Genomic DNA, 17,170 nt, shown 5'->3' on the forward strand with positions numbered 1-17,170 from the left:
CATACAGAAAAGCTCCGGATCAGCTGATCCGGAGCTTTTAGTTATGCCACTGTTTCGTATGATTTGGTGCCGATAATGGCCGGCTTGATCGCCATGCTCTCATAATGAGGGAATAACTGGCTGAGTGCTTCCGCAATGCGCTGTTGATCTCCAGCGCTAACCGCAATGAACAGCGACGGTCCAGCGCCGCTGATCGCACATCCATAGGCGCTGAGTTTACGGCAAGCTTCACCAATTTCCTTAAAATCCGGGAAACGATGTTGGCGATATGGCTGATGGAAGGTATCCTTGCTCATGAGCTTGCCTGCTTTTTCCCAATCGCCGCGCGCCATCGCGGCAGAAAGTACATTGCCCGCGGCACTTCCCCTTATACTATCAGCGTGTTGAAGCTGTTCGGGTAACAGGCTTCTAGACTCTTCTGTCAAGAAAATTTCCTGAGGGATCAATAGCACAACCCCGATATCGACTTGTTCGACGTGAACGGTCTCTATCTGCTTTTCATCGTAATAGGAAATCGTTAAGCCCCCAAGTAGTGACGCGGAGATATTATCGGGATGGCCTTCCATCTCAGTGCCGATTTGTACTTTTTGCTGGTTGGACATATGCAAACCGAGCAAACGATTGGCCAATTCAATACCTGCTGCAATGGCTGAAGCGCTACTGCCGAGCCCCCGCCCGAGTGGAATATCTGTTTCTATTTCCAGTTTTGCTGGAGGTAACTCTTTGCTGAAAGCCGCAGCTGTACGTTCAGCCGCTTGGAGGATTAAATTATCTTCAACACCGGACAAATGGGCATATTCCGCCGTTTTATAAATGAGCTGCCACGAATCGGCAGGCGACACATGGATATTCAAGTGGAGATCCAGGGCAAGGCCAATGGAATCGAATCCGGGGCCCAAGTTGGCAGTGGATGCCGGAACTGCTATCGAAAACTCTTTCCTGCTCATACTTTGACCTCCTTTTTTAACTCCTTCCAGAACTGCTCCATGTTTGCGGCTTCGAGCATCCCGTCCTGTTTGCTGACTTCGATTGCTGTCGCCGGGTCTTTCAGGCCATTTCCTGTCAATACACAGACAACGGTCGATCCTTTTTTGATGTGGCCGTCTTCGACTTGTTTTTTCAGGCCAGCGATCGATGCGCAGGATGCCGGTTCCGCGAAGACACCTTCTGTCTTGGCAAGTAGCTGGTAAGCTTCGAGGATTTTATCATCGTTTCTTGAAAGAATCGTTCCTTTCGATTCATCCAGCGCATGGAGAGCCAATTGCCAGCTCGCCGGGTTTCCGATGCGAATCGCCGTGGCGACCGTTTCAGGCTGTTCCACGACTCTGTTCTGGACAATCGGCGAAGCGCCTTCCGCCTGGACACCCAGCAATTCAGGGCGTTTTTCGCCAGTGCGTTCGGCGTGTTCAGTAAAGCCTTTCCAAGCAGCAGAAATATTGCCGGCATTGCCGACAGGAAGCGCGAACAGGTCCGGCACTTTCCCGAGCTGTTCTATCACTTCGAAAGCAATCGTCTTTTGTCCCTCGAGGCGGTACGGGTTAACGGAGTTGACGAGTGCGATGCCCGGCGATTTGCCGATTTCACGGACCATTTGAAGCGCTTCGTCAAAATTGCCTTTGATCTCCAAAATTTCTGCACCGTACATTTTCGCTTGCGCCAGCTTGCCAAGCGCGATTCGGCCTTCCGGTATGACAACGATCGTCCGCATGCCAGCTCTGGCACCATATGCAGCTGCTGAAGCTGAAGTGTTTCCTGTAGATGCACACACCAATACGCTTTTTCCTTCTTCTTTCGCTTTGGCGACAGCCATGACCATGCCGCGGTCTTTGAAGGAACCAGTCGGGTTTGCGCCTTCGATTTTAGCGTAGATCTCGATGCCCCAATCAGCAGATAATTTCTCGAGATGGACCAGCGGTGTATTGCCTTCTTGCAATGTCAGTTGAGGGGTAGCTTCCGTCACCGGCAGCCACTCTTTATATTGTTCGATTAGTCCAGGCCATCTCATGCTGCATCCTCCCCTTCAATGCGGTAATGGCTGATTAGGCTAGCCATTCCTTCAAGTTCTTTCAAGACATCCAAATGCTGCTGGCGGGAAATTTCGTGTGTTTTTAAAATAAGCTCCGCTTTTCCTTCGTTTCCGTCTGTCCCTGGATTTTGCACGATGGATTGGATACTCGCGCCGTGATGGCTGTAAATGGCGCTCACTTTAGACAATACTCCGACGACATCATCCACCAGCAAACGGTGAAAATATTTTGAACAGCTTTTATCCGCTGGCTTGATCACGCGTTCATGTTGTGCTGCGTGTTCACGTTTTCCGTTCACTCCGAGAAGCAAGTTCCGGCAAGCTGCGATAATATCGGATACGACTGACGTCGCTGTCGGCAACGAGCCTGCACCTGGGCCGTAAAGCATCGTTTCCCCAACCGCATCCCCGTAGATGTAAACGGCGTTGAATTCGTTATTGACCGAAGCCAAAGGATGGCTGTTCGCCAGGAAAATCGGTTCAACCGATACATCGATGCCGTCTTCATCTTTTGTCGAAGACCCGACCATTTTCATCGTGTAGCCCAGGCTCTCGCCCATCTCCACATCGCCGTCCTTAATTGTATCCATGCCACGGATATTGACATCATCTAACTTCACTTCTGTCGAATAAGCGAGCGATGATAAGATGACCATTTTGCGCGCTGCGTCGAGACCACCTACATCCGCTGTCGGGTCAGCTTCTGCGAAGCCAAGTGCCGTTGCTTCCGCAAGTGCATCTTGATAGCTTTTCTTTTCCTGCTTCATTTTCGTCAAGATAAAGTTTGTGGTCCCGTTGACAATGCCCATCATGCTCGAGATGCGGTCAGAGGCCAAGCCGTCTTCAAGCGTGCGGATGATCGGAATGCCCCCGGCCACACTCGCTTCATAGAAGAGATCGCATTTTTCGGCATCTGCCAATTTCAATAAATCATGGCCATATTGTGCCATGACATCCTTATTGGCAGTCACGACTTGCTTGCCAGCTTTCAATGCCTGCTCCATCGCCGCTTTTGCCCCTTCAATGCCGCCCATCACTTCTACAATGATATCGAGGGAAGAATCATTCAAGATTTCTTCAATATCTGTCGTGAAGACATTCGGATCAAGGTCCGATATCCGGTCTTTCCCGGCATCACGCACCAACACTTTGCGGATCGCGACTTGTGCACCGAGTTTGTGCTGAAGATCTTCCTGATGTTGCTGGATAATCTTTGACACGCCGCTGCCCACTGTGCCGAAACCTAATAATCCGATTGCAATTTCATTTTTCATTGACGATTCCCCCCATGGTGTGTACACTGTGAAAAAACAGTTGTTTTTGTCATAGAGACATTATAGTATTATGTATTATCGAAAACAACCCTTTTCACAGACTATTAAAAAAAGATGGGACTTGATAGGATGAAAGTATGCAAATTCGGTGGAACTTCAGTCGCTAGTGCTCAGCAAATCAGAAAAGTCGCAAGCATTATCAAAGCGGACCCGGCACGCCAGGTGGTGGTCGTCTCAGCTCCAGGCAAGCGCCATAGCGAAGACGTAAAAGTAACCGATCTGCTCATCCGTCTCGCGTCCGCTGCATTGTTGGGCGAATCTATCCAACAGCCCTTGCAGGCAGTCATCGACCGTTACACGGAAATCGCAGATGAACTCGGTCTTAGCCGGGAAATCATCGATATCATCCGTGCCGACCTCACAGACCGCCTGCGTGCAGACAGCGGCCAACACGATTTGTATATTGACTCGATTAAAGCGTCAGGAGAAGACAATTCAGCGAAGTTGATCGCTGCCTACTTCACATCCATCGGAATGCAGGCGGAGTACGTTAATCCGCACACAGCCGGCCTATTCGTCAACAACCCGCCGGAACGCGCACAAGCCTTGCCTGAATCCTATGGCCAGCTTGCCTCGCTAGCGGAAAAGCAGTCGATTACCGTCTTTCCCGGATTTTTTGCATACACAACATCCGGAATGCTTCGCACATTTGACCGGGGCGGCTCTGATATCACGGGGTCCATCCTGGCAGCTGCCGTTAAGGCCGAGCTGTATGAGAATTTCACCGATGTCGACTGTGTTTTTGTGGCCAATCCACAAATTGTCGACAATCCGGTAGAAATCGATCAGATGACTTACCGCGAGATGCGAGAACTGTCCTACGCTGGATTTGCCGTTCTTCATGATGAAGCCTTGATGCCCGCTTACCGGGCGTCGGTGCCGCTGTGCATCCGCAACACCAACAATCCGTCCGCTCCTGGCACGATGATTGTCGCAGAACGCGCCAGCTCCCCGCGTCCCGTTACCGGGATCTCCGCAGATAGCGGCTTCTCTACCTTATATGTCGGCAAGTATTTAATGAACCGCGAAGTCGGATTCGGCCGCAAACTGCTGCAAATCCTGGAAGAAGAGGAAATCTCCTATGAACACATCCCATCCGGCATCGATAATTTATCCGTCATCCTCAGAAGCCATCAGCTCGATGATGAAAAAGAACAACGCATCATTGGACGGGTCAAGAAAGAACTCCAAGCGGACGATGTCCATATCCGCAACGATTTCTCGATGATCGTGTTGGTGGGAGAAGGGATGAACAATAATAAAGGCCTGACTGCCCGTGCTGCCGCTGCGTTTGCGCGCACTGACGTCAATATTGAAATGATCAACCAAGGATCTTCCGAAGTCAGCTTGGTGTTCGGCATCCTGAAAGAAGACGAAGCAAAAATCCTCAATGAACTGTACAAAGAATTTTTCGCCCCCGCACTTGTCGGCCAGTAAAATTCCATAAACGAAAAAGACGAAGCGCGAGGTCTCTACACCTTGCGCTTCGTCTTTTATTGATGTCTCATGCCTTCCACTCTAAAAGCAATGGCCCTTCGTCGCCGTAAACAGGATCGGTCTTTGGAAGCGGCGTATTGTGGATATCTTCCAATACATATGGACGCTCATCCGGCTCACCGGTTTTCAAATTATATTCCACCCCTCCGGGATAGGCACCCACAATGAGGAAATCCTCACTAGCCGATAAGCGTTTATGGCCTGTCCCCGCGGGCAAAACACAGACATCCCCTGCTTCGACTTCTACTTCTTCGCCGCTTTCACCGCCCAATTGCAGCCGCGCAGATCCGCTCACCACACCAAGTGCTTCATGCGTGTTGCTATGGTAATGATGAAAATCGAATACACCGCCTTGCCACGTGTTGCCCCAGCCATGCTGCTGAAAAGCCTGTTCAATTCGCTCTGTTTTTCCGTTGAATGCAGCCGGATAGAAAACTACTGGAAGCCCGGGATTGTTCGGGATTAGGCCATCGTCTTCAAAATGAAAAAACTGTGCATCTTTCATTGGAATCAGCTCCTTTTGCCATTCTTTACCCGGCATGCGTCCAGTTATGCTTGTTTATTCGACAATACCGGCGTGAACTGCGACAACAGCAAATCTTCCAGCAGGATAGGAAGTTCCTCGAATGCACTCTTGCGGTTCAAGCGCTCCGTGCGTTGATGCGCATCACGCCCAAATGGCCCGACATTCAATACCGGCGCTTTGAGCTTGTTCATCGAATCGAACGGAATGCTATAGCTTCTACCGTAAACAGGCGTATTTTGTTCATACGTCTGCCATCCTTCGTTCTGATCCTGGAAATTGACGTAGCTTAAATCGGAAATGCCGTTGAAATAATGGCCTTGCTTCACTTCCAGGCCAAATCGCTCTAGCGCCGTTTCCTGAACTTGCTGAATGCATTTTTGGACAAGCTCTGAATCACTCGAATTGACTGGTGGATAATACGGCGGTGCAAACAGCAAGATGACAGCCGGCGTCAGTTCATGGCATTGAATCAATAATTGATCGGTAATGGCATGGGACTGTTCCCGCACATCGTGATCGACATCTTCTGTGACATTCGACATAATCTGCTCCACTGCTTTTTCGCCTAATTTTTCAAGCGCGTATTCCTTCAGCTCCTCGAATCGGAACACTTTCACTTCGTTAATCGGCTCGATGCCTTCACGCGTGCACATCTCGGTATAATCGCGGCTCATTTTAGCCAGCGCTTCACGAGCCGTTTCTTCAAACATTTGCATCGTTTCTTCTGCATTGCGTTCTAACAGGAAAACATTGTACATAGCCACTGCGCGATACGGCGTCTGTGCAGAATACTCCATTTTAACATCGCGCTGCAAGACCGTGACCGGAAGCGGCGATGTTTCGCCGTAAAGCGTTTCACGGAATTTCAAGTTCCAGCTCATTTGCTGGGTCAAGTACGATGCCATGTAATTCGAAGTCAGCCCACTGAGCGGTTCGCCGACATGGGTTTCTTTCCCGTAAAATAAGGCGCTCGGCATGATTTTCCCGATGCTGCCGCTATATACCTTAAAATCGCTTTCTTTTGGGTCCTGGGCGAATACCGGTTCGCCGTTCAAAAACAAAGAATAATCGAGCTGATAGGTTTCAGCTAATTCTAAAAGAAATGGAACAGCATGGCGCATGCCATTGGAGTTGACTTCTTCGTCCGGCACCGTCAATAGCAAAAGATTGACCGGCCATTGTTCGATCGATGCCTTTTCAAGCAGCGCCATATGCAAAGCGAGCCCCGCTTTCATATCCATCGTTCCGCGGCCGAACAAATAATTGCCCGATTCCAAATCAGCCAAGGCTTCTTCAGTGAGCATTTCCTTCCGATCATGGAGCGCACGTGTCAACAGGCGGGGATTTGAAGCCAACGGGCGCAAAACTCCGTAATCCTCAGTTGACACCGTATCGAAATGGCTGATCAGAACAACCGTTTCCACGGCGTCTTCATGTTTATAAAGCGCCGTCAAGAACGTACGCCCCCAGTTGACTTCGCCGAGCTCCAATTGGTCCGGATGCTGTTTGAAATAATCCAATTCCCCCAATAAACCTTTTAATTTAACCGGGAATTCCGCTTCCCCTTGGGTCAGGTAAATACTTTCCCAGCTGACCAGCTCGCACAGCAAATCCTCCAATTTCTCCGGTGTATCCCAGAAACGCTCCATTTAGACCAGTCCTTTCCTTTTCCTTTAAATTAAACTTATGGTGTTTAGTTATCGCCATGTAAAAAAGATCCACTTTTCTCCCTAAATGCTTCGAACAGCCCGTGCGATTAGTCCGCCGCGGGCTGTTCGAAACTATTGCCATTTTCTTATTAATCATTAAGTTTAGAAACAAATTTCTCCAGCCTATTCATACCTTCTTCTAAAACAGCCATGCTATAGGCATAGGAAATACGTAAAAATCCTTCGCCATATTCAGTGAAGGCGGAACCTGGAACAGCGGCCACTCCGCCTTCTTTCAATAAGCGGATGGCAAATTCATAGGAAGGCAACCCGAATTTTTCAATCGAAGGGAAAATATAGAAAGCCCCATTCGGCTTGACGACGTCAATGCCCATACCCGTAAGGCGTTCATAGACGAAGTCACGGCGCTCGATATAGGCTTTGTTCATTTCCGCAGGGACATGCCGCTGGTTCGTCAACGCCTCGATTGCGGCGTATTGGGCCGGTGCAGAAGCGCAAATTGCATTGTATTGATGCACTTTCAAGACGTGCTCCATCAGTTTCGCAGGTCCCAAAATATAACCAATGCGCCAGCCGGTCATCGAATGGGATTTCGACAATCCTTGGATGAGGACCGTTTTATCACGCAGGCTGTCAAAGCACGCAAATGTGCAATGAGTGCCGCCGAATGTATTCTCACTGTAAATTTCATCTGTCACGATATACAATTCGTGGCGTTCGAAGACCTCTTTCAAAGCGGACAGCTCATCCATCGTCATCGTAACACCAGTCGGGTTGGATGGAAAGTTCATCAAGACCGCCTTGGTGCGGTCATTGATCAATTGTTCGAGCGCTTCAGGATCCGGTTTGAAATCGCTATCCGATGTATCCAAGTAGACGACTTTGGCGCCGCATAGTTGCACGAGCGGCTCGTATCCCGGGTAGGTCGGCGCTGGCAAGATCACTTCATCCCCTTCTTCCAAAATCGTCCGGAATACGGAATCAAGCCCTTCGCTTGCGCCGTTGGTGACGATGATTTCATCTTCTGCACGGTACGACAAGCCGTAGCTGTCTTTGAAAAATGATTGAATTGCCTGGCGCAGCTCCATCGCGCCTGCATTATGGGTATAGCTTGTCTGATTATTGCGGATGGCCTCGGCCCCTGCTTGTTTAACTGCTTCAGGAGTAGGGAAATCCGGCTGGCCGATCGTCAAATTGACCGCCTTGGGATAAGCCGGTATTTGATTGGCGAATTGGCGAATCCCAGAAATCCGAATCGACTCGACTCGTTTATTTAATTTCATACTCATAAAGAATCAACCTTTCTGCAACTGGCAATTACTTTTTTCAAAAAATTATACTTTAGTGAGCTGGATGTGCTAATTAGCTCTTGTAACTAAATGGAAGGCAGTCCCGTTTTTGTTTGAATATGAGCACACTATCTCAAAACATTTTGTTAACTTGACCACTACGTGCAATAATACATGAATTGAGAGTTAAATGACGAGTGGATTGTACTAGACTCCAAGAAATCTTATTGCTGTTTACAAGAATGGATTGAATGCTTTATTACGTGTTGGCATTTTGGTACAGGATTGTCTCATCCGATGTTTGACGAATGGATTGTACCACCTGGCCGGCTTTTGGATGTTGCCGATGATTCATTATACCGCTGGTATTGGTATACTGGACATATGTAGTTTAGAGAGAGTGCTTCAAGAAGGACGGGATGAATTGAAACCATTATCGCCAACAGGCGGATTTATGTATACCTATGCTTATCATCAAGACGAAAAGGATTTATGCCAGTTGGAAATGCGCGCATTTTTCGGGAAGGACACCGATGGCAAGGTCATCAAAAGCCATCGCGCCATCGCGCCAGGAAGAAGCCCTTTCATCAAGGAGCGGATTGAGCTCTTGTTTGAAGGGGCGGAGTTCGCGGATATTGTGAACCAGGCTGCGGAATTGGACATGGAAGATTCCACATTCAAAGTCATCTTCCCTAAAATCAATGGATTGGACACAGCTGAGCAAGTCGCGTTTGAGGAAAAGCGTGAAATGGAGCGCCAAATCGGCTTTGTCATCAAAGGAAAAGCAGATGTCCACAATCCTGATATCATATTCGGGTTGATTCCATTTGATGGTCGCTGGCATTTCGGGATCTATCAATTGAGTGAGTCGGTCTGGTTCAGACACCAGCAAAAACCGCGCGAATACTCCACTGCGCTCAGTACGAAAACCGCTCGCGCCATCGCAAATATCGCCGTACCGGAGCCAAAAGGCATTAAAGCGATCGATCCTTGCTGTGGTATCGGAACGGTTCTGGTCGAAGCTTTATCAATGGGAATCGACATTGTTGGCCGGGATATCAATCCGCTTGTCGTCGATGGCTCGCGGGAAAACATCGCACATTTCGGCTTGTCTGGATCGGTCGATTTGGGCGCAATCGCCGACATTGAAGAGCAATACGACGTCGCCATCATCGATATGCCTTATAATTTGTACACGCATGCAACACCTGATGAACAACAGGAAATTCTGAAACATGCCTTACCAGTTACTGAAAAACTACTCGTCGTCACCATCGATCCGATCGACCATATGATAGAGCAAGCAGGGTTCATCATAATCGACCGCTGCATTGCCAAAAAATCACTGTTCCTGCGTGAAATTCTTGTATGCGAGAAAGCGGAGATCCCTCGTTCTTCTGAGCAGGAATTTCAGCAAGCATGAAATTAGATGCGCAGCTACAAAAAATCACCCCGGCCTAATTGGCGGGGTGATTTTTTCGCTAGCCTTCCAAACACCTACTTTATTTTCTATTCCAACTGTTGGACCGCATAAGAAACCATTTCATAGCGCTCGCCTACACGAACGACCGTAAATGTCAGCCTAAGATCATTGCGATCGGCCAAATGCTGGATGGGTTCATTTCCTTGGTACAGATTGACCGCATAATAATCACTGCCGACTTTTACTTCAATCACGCGGCCATCCGCCAGCCCGAAAGGTTCTTCTGTGGTAAGTTCAAGAACTTTTCCGGTGATTTTAAGCGGTTGAAGCACCTGTAATTCACCGCTTGGCAAAGTGACCGTGTTGCCGAATTTGTTGCGAAGCGTGTACTTCGTATCGCCTGACTTCACATAATACGTTGCGGAAGTCCGGTGTATCACCCCGACATCCGGGTACAGCGTCAAGACTTGCCCGATCATGATCAGGTCGGATGTTAAGTTATTCATTCTCTTGATGCTGTCGATCGAAACACCGGTTCGTTTGGAAATGGAATACAAAGTATCCCCTTTGACTACTTGATAATTTCTTGCATCCAGGTCTTCCTGATTTCCAGACCAAGATTGGTTCTTGTGCGGAATAGCGATTTTTTGACCGACGATGATTTTCGTGCTGGTAGTGAAGTTTGCCGCCATCAGTTGTTCAACCACTAAGCCGTACTTTTTCGCGATGCTGTAGAACGTATCCCCTTTTTGGACAATGTAATAACTGGCCACTTCAGTAGCTGCACTGGGTGACATGACAGGGCCTGCCGCTGCTGCGGATGAGACTAGCGCAAATGACAAGAGAACTTTGGATAGCCGGTTCTTTCCTTTCGGCGTTTCGGTCTCTTTCTTGTTGGCTGAAGGGACAGGTGTCAATTGAAATCCAGTCATTTTACCTCCCTACTTTCCTATTTTATTTTATATCCACCACTACTTAAGTACCCTTTTACCGAGAATAACAATCATCTTTTTATTACAATTATGCTATTATTACAATTCGTTATATATAAAATAAACCCTTCAATTTCCTAGCTTTTATATATCGTGCAGTTATGAGCTTCCACCGTTAAGGCATAAAATGGGTAATGGATATTTTGACATTACCTAAATCACTGGCTATCATTAAAATATGAATTTGGTGCTGCTCCATAATATTGCATGACCACTGTTCATTAGTGATTACCGCGCCATTTCCCCAAAATTGATTGTTCCCATTTAAATAATTCGGTAGAGTGAGCCAGACGATTGAGCTGGAGTAACGCCAAAAGAGTGCAAGCTTCTTTTTGGTGTTTTTATTTTGCGCAATAATCCTATTTTTATACTTTTTGTTGTTAACAAAAACAGAAAGGAGAATTCGATGTTCGATTTTTCTGATTTTATTTCACTTGTGATTTCCGCTTTTATTATACTGCCATTAACGATTCTTATAAGAGAAACGGGATATCTGATTGCCAGCGGCGTTGTCGGGGTGAAAAATCCGAGGCTGACAATCGGCTCAGGGCCACGTGTTTTTAAAATAGGGATCTTCGATGTGCGCAAGTACTATCAATTGTATAGTTGGTTTTCTTACGATTCATTGAAGAGAGACAACAAATTCGCTTATATTTATTTATATGGGAGCCCTATCTTGATGACCCTTATTCTGGCATTGTCACTTAATGCGCTCCTTGCTAATGATGTGCTCCAGTCATTCATGACTTTTTGGGACCGATTTGTTTTCTACGCTATTTTTTACCTGCTGTTTGATGTGGTGCCGATGAAAATGCAAGGGGGCATGCCCAATAATGGCATGATTATTTACGAGATGCTGCGGTATGGGAAACGGATGGATTACAACGAAAATCCTTTCATTCCATCCACATCAGATGCCGATAAGGAACAGGAAGAAATACTTGAGAAGATTAAGCAATATCAAAAAGAATAAAATGAATTACCAAAAACCGTTGAGAGATTTCTCAACGGTTTTTTAATGGAAGAAACTTATACCCACCAGCTCCACGAAACGGCAAGCGCGACGATGGAGACGACAATTGAAGCAACAACTGCCATGGAACGTTCTCTCCGGATCAACATTGAGCTGATGCCGGAAAGGAGTGAAATGATAAAGGATGCAAGGGACATCAGCAGCAGAAACGTCAAAAGCAAATTATCGGACATCTCTCCTCCCAGCGGCAAATCCTGGAATGCGCCGGCAAGGGCGATGACCAACGCTAACAATAACGGAACGACCGTAAACACAACAGAAATATTGCCAAGCTTGGATTTAGGCCAGATTGTCATATCAGCCTCCACCTTCCCCATCGTTTTACGTTCTGCATAAAGTATTCCACTTGCGAACTCTATTTCCTGCCGAACGAATTGTAAAGATTGTTAAAATCCAAGACGGCTTCGTACTTCGGCTGTGTAGTTTTGGCTGACGGGAATTGTCGAGCCATCACGCAAGGTCAACACATAGTTTGACGCGACATCTTTTGCAATTTCTTCTATATAATGTACGTTAACGATGAATGAACGATGGACAGTCAAGAAATAATCAGGCAGTTGTCCTTTCAGGTTCTTCAGTGTATGGCTCGAACAATAAGGATCTTCGTCTGCATAGAACCAGGTTTTCTTTTGGCTGCTTTCGAGATGGGATACTTTCTCCACGGGAATCGGTCGCCAGCTGTCATCCTGCTTGCCGGTCAAAAAGGCAAGCGGCTTTTTTCTCCCTACCACGTAATCGGGCGGCAAAGTGATGACCAGCACGGCATCCTGGTTCTCGATGGTAATCGGATAACCGATGCCGTAATAAGCGGATCCAAGAACAGCCTCTTCAACATACATCTCGACTTTGCTGCCTTCTTTAGCGACACGTGCGGCGATGGTGCCTGATGATACTGGCTGTCCTTCTTTAATGGAGAGATCGTGGACGCCCGCTTTATAGTAGATATACTGATTATCGGCCGCAACAGCGATAGATGCCTCTTTCGGAATCCAGTCCCCAATAATAAACCCTACCTGTTCCAATACAGTGTTTGCCATAGCCATTTCCCCTTCCAAATTCATTCATCCGAATATTCCGCCTTTCGTCATCCTATATCGGCTTTTATCATTTTTTCAGGACAGGTTGAATATTCTGTTATATATTAATATACATCAAAACAAACTGTATTAATACAGTTGATGTTGAAAATATTTCTACACCGGAAAGGGATGGTTGGGATGGTCAACAAACAACAGCAAATCGAGGAATTGGACAAATCATGGCAAGAAGATAAACGCTGGGAGAACATCGAGCGTCCTTATACAGCGGAAGATGTTGTCAAACTTCGCGGATCGGTATTGATCGAGCAGACACTCGCACAGCGCGGAGCTGAACGCCTCTATCGCCAGATTAACGAAATGCCTTTTGTAAACGCTTTAGGCGCCCTTACCGGCAACCAAGCAGTACAGCAAGTAAAAGCCGGGCTTCAGGCGATTTACTTGAGCGGATGGCAAGTTGCAGCGGATGCCAACTCCGCAGGGCAGATGTATCCGGACCAAAGTTTGTACCCGGTTAACTCGGTTCCTGATGTTGTCCGCAAAATCAACCGCGCGTTGCAGCGTGCAGACCAAATCGACAGCGTTGAAAACACTGAAGGCTTTGACTGGTTCGCACCGATTGTCGCCGATGCAGAAGCTGGATTTGGCGGACCGCTTAATGTATACGAATTGATGAAATCGATGATCGAAGCTGGCGCAGCTGGCGTTCACTTTGAAGATCAACTCGCATCCGAGAAAAAATGTGGACATCTTGGCGGCAAAGTATTGCTGCCGACTCAAAACGCAGTGAAAAACCTTGTATCTGCTAGACTTGCAGCAGACGTAATGGGTGTTCCGACATTGATCATCGCCCGTACGGATGCTGATGCAGCAGACTTGATCACAAGCGATATCGATGAGCGCGACCATCAGTTCATCACCGGCGAACGGACACCGGAAGGCTTCTACCGTACAAATCCAGGCATCGACCAGGCCATCGCACGCGGCCTTGCTTACGCACCATACGCTGACTTGATCTGGTGTGAAACGTCCCATCCGAATTTGGAAGAAGCTCAACAATTCGCCGATGCCATCCATGCACAATTCCCGGGCAAGATGCTCGCGTATAACTGCTCTCCTTCATTTAACTGGGCAGCGAAGCTTGACGAGGAAACCATCGCGAAATACCAAGTTGAACTTGGCAAGATGGGCTATAAATTCCAATTTGTTACACTTGCAGGCTTCCATGCACTGAACCACAGCATGTTCGAACTTGCTCATGATTACAAAGACAACGGCATGGCTGCTTACTCGAAATTGCAGCAAGCTGAATTCGCTTCAGAATCGAAAGGCTACACAGCAACGCGCCACCAGCGTGAAGTTGGAACAAGCTACTTCGATGAGATCTCGCAAATCGTCTCTGGCGGCACAAGCTCAACGACGGCGATGAAAGGCTCTACTGAAACTGAACAATTCCAGACAGTGAAAGGGTGATCCGTGTGCTGACGAAATCGAATGTACAGATTACAGGTGAAGCGGTTCCAGGCATGGAGGAGATCCTGACTCCTGAAGCGCTGGAGTTCATTGAAAAGCTGCACACTCGTTTCGACAATCGTCGGATCGAACTTTTGGAGAAGCGCCAAGTGCGGCAGAAAGAACTCGATAGCGGCAAAAAGCTCGATTTCCTTCCCGAAACCAAAAACATCCGAGAAGGGGATTGGAAAATCGCTCCCCTCCCGGAAGATATGAAAGACCGCCGAGTGGAAATCACCGGCCCGACCAACCGCAAAATGCTCATCAACGCGCTGAACTCCGGCGCGAAGATGTTCATGGCAGATCTCGAAGATGCGACAGCGCCTAACTGGTTCAATGTCATCGACGGACAGGTCAATTTACGGGACGCAGTTCGCCGGCAAATCGATTTTGTAATTCCTGAAACTGGCAAAAGATATGCACTTAACGAAAAAACAGCAGTGTTGATGGTGCGCCCGCGCGGCTGGCACCTGCCGGAGAAGAACCTCCTCATTGACGGAAAGCCGACTTCCGGCAGCCTCGTTGATTTCGGGCTTTACTTTTTCCATAATGCGAAAGAATTGATTGACCGTGGCACTGGCCCTTACTTCTATTTACCGAAACTCGAAAGCCACCAGGAAGCCCGCCTTTGGAACGAAGTTTTCATCTTCGCACAAGACGAACTGGGCATTCCGCAAGGCGCGATCCGGGCGACAGTATTGATCGAGACGATCATGGCAGCATTCGAAATGGACGAAATCCTTTATGAACTGCGCAACCATTCTGCGGGGCTTAACTGCGGCCGCTGGGATTATATCTTCTCGGTCATCAAGCGGATGCGAAACAATCCGGATTACATCTTTCCGGACCGCTCTCAAGTGACCATGACCGTGCCATTCATGAAAGCCTATACCTCACTGTGTATCAAAACCTGCCACCGTAGAGGCGCACCAGCGATGGGCGGCATGGCAGCACAAATCCCGGTCAAAGGCGATGACGAAGCGAATACAGCAGCTTTCAATAAAGTCGCTGAAGACAAGCGTCGTGAAGTGACAAATGGCCATGACGGCACTTGGGTCGCTCATCCGGGAATGGTGCAAACGGCAATGGAGCAATTCGATCAATACATGCCGACACCTAACCAAATCGATAAACAGCGGGACGATGTTCACGTAACCGCCGAACAGCTGGTGGAAATTCCGGAAGGCTCGATTACTGAACAAGGCCTCCGCTCCAACATCTCTGTCGGCATCCAATATATCGCTTCTTGGCTCTCCGGCAACGGCGCTGCACCGATCAATAACTTGATGGAAGATGCAGCGACAGCAGAAATTTCCCGCTCCCAAGTGTGGCAATGGATCCGCCATCCGAAAGGCGTCTTAGAAGACGGCCGCAAAGTCGATGTCAGCTTGTTCCACGAAGTCATCGAACAAGAAGATGCTTCAATCAAACAGGCGGTCGGCGATGAACGCTACAACACCGGACACTACGCGGAAGCCCGCGAGTTGTTTACAAGTCTCACATTGCAAAGTGATTTTGCTGAATTCTTGACGCTGCCAGGGTACCAAAAACTAAACTAATAACTGGAGGAGATCACTATGAAAAACATGCAAACTTATGAGACGCGTACACGTAAAGAATGCCGGGAATGCGGTTGTGAAATCAAGGAACGCCGCGAATCAATCATCTACGAATGCGAACGCTGCATCGCAAATAAAGACGAATAGATAGAAAAAGGGAGATCCATAATCGGATCTCCCTTTTTTATCGTTCATTCCTGGTTGGATGCTTCAATGCGGTAGCTTTCATCAGCTTCGATGGCGTTGAAGATATTGATATAGCGCACTCCTTGCTGCGCAGGTTCTGCCGGTGCTTCCTCTTCGTCAAGGACTTCTTTAAGCGGTTGCTTGACCGGTTCTTCAACAGTCGAATCGTAGTCTTCCATTAAACTTTGGAGTTCACCGTAAGAGTCGATGCCTCTCGATTTTTTCACTTGTTCAAACAGACGGTCCGATTCGTCTTGCGTCAATTCCACATAACCGACCGTAATTCGTTGTTTTGCCATGCCTACCCCTCCAGCTTCATTGTTTCTTTTCCATACCCTCATGGAGAAAACCGTTAAACATGCTTGGTGAAGACTAAAGATTTCCGCTATGATGGAAACAGTAGGAAAATAGAGTGGAGGGATTTTATGCGCGTCGCCATATTTGATTTCGATGGCACTTTATATTCAAAGGAAACGTTTCAGTTGATGATGAACCATTTGAAAAACCATCCCGTCCACAACCGCCGGTATCGTAAATTTTACCGGGCGATCATGCCGCCGTATATTGGACATAAACTGAAGATTTACCCGGAAGCAAAAATGCGAGAACGTTCTGTTCAGGCATACCTTGCAGCACTCGAGACTTTTTCAAAACAAGAGCTGGAAGAATATTTTGGGGAAATCGCTAATCTCATGCACGATGATTTCAATCAAGAAGTCATCGAGCGCCTGAAGCAGCACGTCTCAAACGAAGATTATTGCATGCTGGTGTCCGGTGCGTTTACTCCGCTCTTGCACGCAGTGACCAAAGAGCTGCCCATCGAAAAAATCATCGGTACGGAAGTGCCCTATGAGGCCGATGTTCTGGCGCACAAGACACCCGTTATCCATATCCAAGGTTCCCTTAAAACCGAGAAAATTTTAGAAGCGCTTGGCGACCAAGCCATCGATTGGAAAAACAGCTTCGCTTATGGCGACAGCCTGTCAGACGTCCCCGTTCTTGAACTGGTCGGCAACCCAGTCGCTGTCCGTCCAGAAGCACGGCTCCGTATGCTCGCAACTGAACGCAATTGGGAAATCATTTAAA

Annotated in this window: 17 protein-coding genes; 7 read left to right on the forward strand and 10 right to left on the reverse strand. The window is 47.9% G+C overall.

The genetic code is table 11. The annotated features are described in order from the left end of the window. Positions 1 to 41: 41 nt before the first annotated feature. Genes thrB through KTG14_RS09315 form a run of 3 tightly spaced genes read right to left on the reverse strand, consistent with a single transcriptional unit; the run spans position 42 to position 3,300 of the window. Positions 42 to 947, reverse strand: a complete 906-nt coding sequence (thrB, locus tag KTG14_RS09305; protein WP_216970668.1) for a homoserine kinase — start codon at positions 945 to 947, stop codon at positions 42 to 44. Beyond that, positions 944 to 2,005 carry a threonine synthase gene (thrC, locus tag KTG14_RS09310; protein ID WP_216970669.1) on the reverse strand — a complete coding sequence of 354 codons (1,062 nt, stop codon included), beginning with the start codon at positions 2,003 to 2,005 and terminating at the stop codon, positions 944 to 946. Before thrC ends, thrB begins: the two co-directional genes overlap by 4 nt. After that, a complete protein-coding gene (locus KTG14_RS09315; RefSeq protein ID WP_216970670.1) occupies positions 2,002 to 3,300 on the reverse strand; it encodes a homoserine dehydrogenase in 1,299 nt (432 codons plus the stop codon). Before KTG14_RS09315 ends, thrC begins: the two co-directional genes overlap by 4 nt. A 129-nt stretch (positions 3,301 to 3,429) precedes the next feature. On the opposite strand from KTG14_RS09315, the gene KTG14_RS09320 reads away from it, so the two are divergent. Then, a complete protein-coding gene (locus KTG14_RS09320; protein ID WP_216970671.1) occupies positions 3,430 to 4,797 on the forward strand; it encodes an aspartate kinase in 1,368 nt (455 codons plus the stop codon). 67 nt (positions 4,798 to 4,864) lie between these two features. On the opposite strand, the gene KTG14_RS09325 is transcribed toward KTG14_RS09320, so the two are convergent. The 3 genes from KTG14_RS09325 to KTG14_RS09335 form a co-directional block, all read right to left on the reverse strand. Then, entirely contained in the window at positions 4,865 to 5,362 is a 498-nt protein-coding gene (locus tag KTG14_RS09325; RefSeq protein WP_216970672.1) for a cupin domain-containing protein, read from the reverse strand. 44 nt (positions 5,363 to 5,406) lie between these two features. Further along, on the reverse strand, positions 5,407 to 7,032 hold the full coding sequence (locus tag KTG14_RS09330) for a M20/M25/M40 family metallo-hydrolase (RefSeq protein ID WP_216970673.1): 1,626 nt from the start codon (positions 7,030 to 7,032) through the stop codon (positions 5,407 to 5,409). Positions 7,033 to 7,181: 149 nt separating this feature from the next. Next, complete coding sequence (locus tag KTG14_RS09335) at positions 7,182 to 8,342, reverse strand: aminotransferase class I/II-fold pyridoxal phosphate-dependent enzyme (protein WP_216970674.1); 1,161 nt, start codon at positions 8,340 to 8,342, stop codon at positions 7,182 to 7,184. A 454-nt stretch (positions 8,343 to 8,796) separates the two neighbouring features. Between KTG14_RS09335 and KTG14_RS09340 the strand changes: the two genes are divergently transcribed. Beyond that, a complete protein-coding gene (locus tag KTG14_RS09340) occupies positions 8,797 to 9,765 on the forward strand; it encodes a TRM11 family SAM-dependent methyltransferase (RefSeq protein ID WP_374939892.1) in 969 nt (322 codons plus the stop codon). 86 nt (positions 9,766 to 9,851) lie between these two features. Here KTG14_RS09340 and KTG14_RS09345 read toward each other — a convergent pair whose 3' ends face one another. Further along, on the reverse strand, positions 9,852 to 10,697 hold the full coding sequence (locus KTG14_RS09345) for a LysM peptidoglycan-binding domain-containing protein (protein ID WP_216970676.1): 846 nt from the start codon (positions 10,695 to 10,697) through the stop codon (positions 9,852 to 9,854). A gap of 466 nt (positions 10,698 to 11,163) precedes the next feature. Here KTG14_RS09345 and KTG14_RS09350 point away from each other — a divergent pair, with 466 nt between their 5' ends. After that, positions 11,164 to 11,730 carry a hypothetical protein gene (locus KTG14_RS09350; RefSeq protein WP_216970677.1) on the forward strand — a complete coding sequence of 189 codons (567 nt, stop codon included), beginning with the start codon at positions 11,164 to 11,166 and terminating at the stop codon, positions 11,728 to 11,730. A gap of 56 nt (positions 11,731 to 11,786) precedes the next feature. Here the strand turns inward: KTG14_RS09350 and KTG14_RS09355 are convergent, their stop codons facing one another. Then, a complete protein-coding gene (locus KTG14_RS09355) occupies positions 11,787 to 12,086 on the reverse strand; it encodes a hypothetical protein (RefSeq protein ID WP_216970678.1) in 300 nt (99 codons plus the stop codon). A gap of 90 nt (positions 12,087 to 12,176) precedes the next feature. Then, a complete protein-coding gene (locus KTG14_RS09360; protein WP_216970679.1) occupies positions 12,177 to 12,827 on the reverse strand; it encodes a LytTR family DNA-binding domain-containing protein in 651 nt (216 codons plus the stop codon). A gap of 180 nt (positions 12,828 to 13,007) precedes the next feature. Here KTG14_RS09360 and aceA point away from each other — a divergent pair, with 180 nt between their 5' ends. From aceA to KTG14_RS09375, 3 genes are read left to right on the forward strand one after another with little or no spacing between them, the layout of a single operon-like run. Then, the gene (gene aceA, locus KTG14_RS09365) at positions 13,008 to 14,300 is read left to right on the forward strand and encodes an isocitrate lyase (protein ID WP_216970680.1); all 1,293 of its coding nucleotides are present in this window, start codon (positions 13,008 to 13,010) and stop codon (positions 14,298 to 14,300) included. Continuing rightward, positions 14,297 to 15,898 carry a malate synthase A gene (aceB, locus tag KTG14_RS09370; protein WP_374939888.1) on the forward strand — a complete coding sequence of 534 codons (1,602 nt, stop codon included), beginning with the start codon at positions 14,297 to 14,299 and terminating at the stop codon, positions 15,896 to 15,898. Before aceA ends, aceB begins: the two co-directional genes overlap by 4 nt. Before the next feature lie 18 nt (positions 15,899 to 15,916). Continuing rightward, positions 15,917 to 16,045, forward strand: a complete 129-nt coding sequence (locus KTG14_RS09375; protein ID WP_198551089.1) for a YhfH family protein — start codon at positions 15,917 to 15,919, stop codon at positions 16,043 to 16,045. 44 nt (positions 16,046 to 16,089) lie between these two features. On the opposite strand, the gene KTG14_RS09380 is transcribed toward KTG14_RS09375, so the two are convergent. After that, on the reverse strand, positions 16,090 to 16,383 hold the full coding sequence (locus KTG14_RS09380) for a hypothetical protein (RefSeq protein ID WP_216970682.1): 294 nt from the start codon (positions 16,381 to 16,383) through the stop codon (positions 16,090 to 16,092). 126 nt (positions 16,384 to 16,509) lie between these two features. Here KTG14_RS09380 and KTG14_RS09385 point away from each other — a divergent pair, with 126 nt between their 5' ends. Further along, positions 16,510 to 17,169 (forward strand): HAD family hydrolase, encoded by a 660-nt coding sequence (locus KTG14_RS09385; protein ID WP_216970683.1) that lies wholly within the window; start codon positions 16,510 to 16,512, stop codon positions 17,167 to 17,169. Position 17,170: the final 1 nt, after the last annotated feature.

This window comes from Planococcus sp. CP5-4_YE (assembly GCF_019042655.1).
Classification (GTDB): Bacteria; Bacillota; Bacilli; order Bacillales_A; family Planococcaceae; genus Planococcus.

Bases quoted from the DNA above. Each gene is read 5' to 3' on its own strand.
- thrB (WP_216970668.1), bottom strand. From the start codon at position 947: ATGAGCAGGAAAGAGTTTTCGATAGCAGTTCCGGCATCCACTGCCAAC.
- thrC (WP_216970669.1), bottom strand. From the start codon at position 2,005: ATGAGATGGCCTGGACTAATCGAACAATATAAAGAGTGGCTGCCGGTG.
- KTG14_RS09315 (WP_216970670.1), bottom strand. From the start codon at position 3,300: ATGAAAAATGAAATTGCAATCGGATTATTAGGTTTCGGCACAGTGGGC.
- KTG14_RS09320 (WP_216970671.1), top strand. From the start codon at position 3,430: ATGAAAGTATGCAAATTCGGTGGAACTTCAGTCGCTAGTGCTCAGCAA.
- KTG14_RS09325 (WP_216970672.1), bottom strand. From the start codon at position 5,362: ATGAAAGATGCACAGTTTTTTCATTTTGAAGACGATGGCCTAATCCCG.
- KTG14_RS09330 (WP_216970673.1), bottom strand. From the start codon at position 7,032: ATGGAGCGTTTCTGGGATACACCGGAGAAATTGGAGGATTTGCTGTGC.
- KTG14_RS09335 (WP_216970674.1), bottom strand. From the start codon at position 8,342: ATGAGTATGAAATTAAATAAACGAGTCGAGTCGATTCGGATTTCTGGG.
- KTG14_RS09340 (WP_374939892.1), top strand. From the start codon at position 8,797: ATGTATACCTATGCTTATCATCAAGACGAAAAGGATTTATGCCAGTTG.
- KTG14_RS09345 (WP_216970676.1), bottom strand. From the start codon at position 10,697: ATGACTGGATTTCAATTGACACCTGTCCCTTCAGCCAACAAGAAAGAG.
- KTG14_RS09350 (WP_216970677.1), top strand. From the start codon at position 11,164: ATGTTCGATTTTTCTGATTTTATTTCACTTGTGATTTCCGCTTTTATT.
- KTG14_RS09355 (WP_216970678.1), bottom strand. From the start codon at position 12,086: ATGACAATCTGGCCTAAATCCAAGCTTGGCAATATTTCTGTTGTGTTT.
- KTG14_RS09360 (WP_216970679.1), bottom strand. From the start codon at position 12,827: ATGGCAAACACTGTATTGGAACAGGTAGGGTTTATTATTGGGGACTGG.
- aceA (WP_216970680.1), top strand. From the start codon at position 13,008: ATGGTCAACAAACAACAGCAAATCGAGGAATTGGACAAATCATGGCAA.
- KTG14_RS09375 (WP_198551089.1), top strand. From the start codon at position 15,917: ATGAAAAACATGCAAACTTATGAGACGCGTACACGTAAAGAATGCCGG.
- KTG14_RS09380 (WP_216970682.1), bottom strand. From the start codon at position 16,383: ATGGCAAAACAACGAATTACGGTCGGTTATGTGGAATTGACGCAAGAC.
- KTG14_RS09385 (WP_216970683.1), top strand. From the start codon at position 16,510: ATGCGCGTCGCCATATTTGATTTCGATGGCACTTTATATTCAAAGGAA.